Consider the following 213-nt stretch of genomic DNA (forward strand, 5'->3'; position numbering starts at 1 on the left):
GTAAATTACAGCGGACTTATATAGGTAATATAAATTTTGAGGGCGAAGATCTAATGCCTGGACAAGAAAGAATTGCGACTATTCGCTTTCTCCTTGTAAAAGAGCTGGAGCAATATTTGACAAAAGGCCGTAAATGGTGGCTACATGAAGGACCTAGACTTATTGGTGAAGCAGAGATTTTATAGGAGAATTTTTGATTTTGGTTATACCCCT

General features: G+C 37.6%; 1 protein-coding gene. It reads left to right on the forward strand.

The window, feature by feature from the left end; translation table 11 throughout:
* A partial coding sequence (locus tag GVK91_RS27315) for a hypothetical protein (protein ID WP_200845732.1) occupies window positions 1-185 on the forward strand: 185 nt, incomplete at its 5' end.
* Window positions 186-213 lie beyond the last annotated feature (28 nt).

It is taken from the genome of Sphingobacterium sp. 18053 (assembly GCF_902706145.1).
GTDB classification, from domain to species: Bacteria; Bacteroidota; Bacteroidia; order Sphingobacteriales; family Sphingobacteriaceae; genus Sphingobacterium; species Sphingobacterium paramultivorum.